This window comes from Microcoleus sp. D3_18a_C4, assembly GCF_036702415.1.
Lineage (GTDB): Bacteria > Cyanobacteriota > Cyanobacteriia > Cyanobacteriales > Microcoleaceae > Microcoleus.
Window position 1 is genome coordinate 1 of the sequence record NZ_JAUBTI010000225.1, and the last position, 1783, is coordinate 1783.

2 protein-coding genes are annotated in these 1783 nt (G+C 46.2%); both read right to left on the reverse strand.

Annotated elements, in window-relative coordinates:
• Positions 1-200: 200 nt before the first annotated feature.
• Positions 201-686, reverse strand: a complete 486-nt coding sequence (msrA, locus tag QUB16_RS33310) for a peptide-methionine (S)-S-oxide reductase MsrA (RefSeq protein WP_445251191.1) — start codon at positions 684-686, stop codon at positions 201-203.
• 27 nt (positions 687-713) lie between these two features.
• Complete coding sequence (locus QUB16_RS33315; RefSeq protein ID WP_333322668.1) at positions 714-1676, reverse strand: DNA polymerase III subunit delta'; 963 nt, start codon at positions 1674-1676, stop codon at positions 714-716.
• Positions 1677-1783: the final 107 nt, after the last annotated feature.

The following is a 1783-nucleotide window of genomic DNA, read 5'->3' on the forward strand; positions in this document are numbered from 1 at the left end:
TCGCACTGTAAATGCAAAACTGAGATGCTCCCCATCCCACAAACTTGTGGAAGTTATTTAATTCTCATTCCTAAGTAAATGGAAATAAACATGGCGTGGGGGAGGCAGGGTTTTGCATTAATAATAAACTGGCCGCTAGTATAGATCATTGCCTGACCCGCCCCTAATATTTTTTATTTTGGCTCGCGTCTGCCTACTTTTTAACTAATAACTTTTGACGACTGCCGCTTCTTCTCAATATATTGCTGGTGGTAATCCTCTGCCATATAAAATTCCCCAGCAGGTTTGATTTCGGTGGCAATATCTTTGTCGTATTTACCGGAAAGTTGTAATTTTTGTTTGGATGCGCGAGCGGCTTTTTCTTGTTCGGAATTGTGATAAAAAATCACCGACCTGTACTGTTCGCCTCTGTCGGGGCCTTGGCGATTGATTTGGGTAGGATCGTGACAGTTCCAGAATACATCTAGCAGTGCTTCGTAACTCACCTGCGATCGATCGTACTCTACCAGCACTGATTCAGCGTGACCGGTGACTCTGGCGCAAACATCCAGGTAGCACGGGTTCGGCCAGTGACCTCCCGTGTAGCCCGCCGCAGTCGAGACGACACCCGCAACCGCGCGAAACTTGTGTTCAACTCCCCAAAAACAACCGGCGGCAAATGTGGCTTTTTCCATCGTGTTACTCATCGTATTGGGTTCAAACTTGGCAATAAATTATCCTTGACATATTCCCATTAGTGTGCATTCCCAAACTAATCGCGGCTGTACGTAGTTTAGCAAATATTGCCGCGCTTTTTCCAAGGGCTCTAAGGGCGATCGACTAATTCCCCCTGCCAAAAATTGCTGCCAGTAACAGTGCTGTAAATAATCGATTAACCACAACTGAGATTCAGTATCTAAAGTTTTATCAATTTCCTTGGCCAATTCCAAAGCAGAGCGCAGATTTTGAGGCAACTGCTTCACCTTTTGCAGCAAATCATCGGGTATTGATTGCAGTTGCTGCCAAATAGAAATCGCCTCCCCAGGACTTCCCTGAGCCATCCCCAGTACCTCGGAATGCGATAAAATCTGCGCGAATCCGGCTTGCTGCAAAACTTGTGCCATTGCTTCGGGATTCAGCCGTGAAAACTGGATTTTTTGACAACGGGAAATCAAAGTTGGCAGCAAAAGTTCCACAGTCGGAGCAATTAAAACGAGGGCTGCTTTTCCCGGTTCTTCCAATGTCTTCAACAAGCCGTTAGCTGCTCCCTCACCCATTGTTTCTGCTTGTTCCAACACTACGACTGAACGCGCAGCTTCTAGCGGCGGTCGGCTGAGAAAATCACCGATTTCTCGAACTTGTTCTAAGCGAATTTGTGGTGGTGCTTTCCGCTTTAAACCGGCTTCCTCTGCTTCCTTTGGCGTAAGCCGTTTGCCTTGGTTCATATAAGTTGGTTCTACCCAGAGTAAGTCTGGATGATTTCGCTGTCTCACGCGATTTTGCACGGAGGCTATTAGTCGGGTTTCGGGAATATTTGCTGAGAATAAAAGCTCGATGAAACACTGAGCAGCTAAACTTTTGCCGATGCCGTTAGACCCGACAAATAAATAACCAGGAGCAATTCGGTTTCGCTCGACTGCTTGAGTTAGCAATTCTACTGCTCGCTCTTGTCCGATTAATGATGTAAAATAATCCATGTTTGCTCAGGAAGAAGGAAGTTCGGCAACGAACAGGCAAGATGCCTGTTCCACAAAGAGTGAATTTTCTTGTGGAACAGGCATCTTGCCTGTTCCTAAACAAGTAA

What these genes read in the sequence shown, in the direction of transcription:
- msrA (WP_445251191.1), bottom strand. Translation starts at nt 686, where the DNA reads ATGAGTAACACGATGGAAAAAGCCACATTTGCCGCCGGTTGTTTTTGG.
- QUB16_RS33315 (WP_333322668.1), bottom strand. Translation starts at nt 1,676, where the DNA reads ATGGATTATTTTACATCATTAATCGGACAAGAGCGAGCAGTAGAATTG.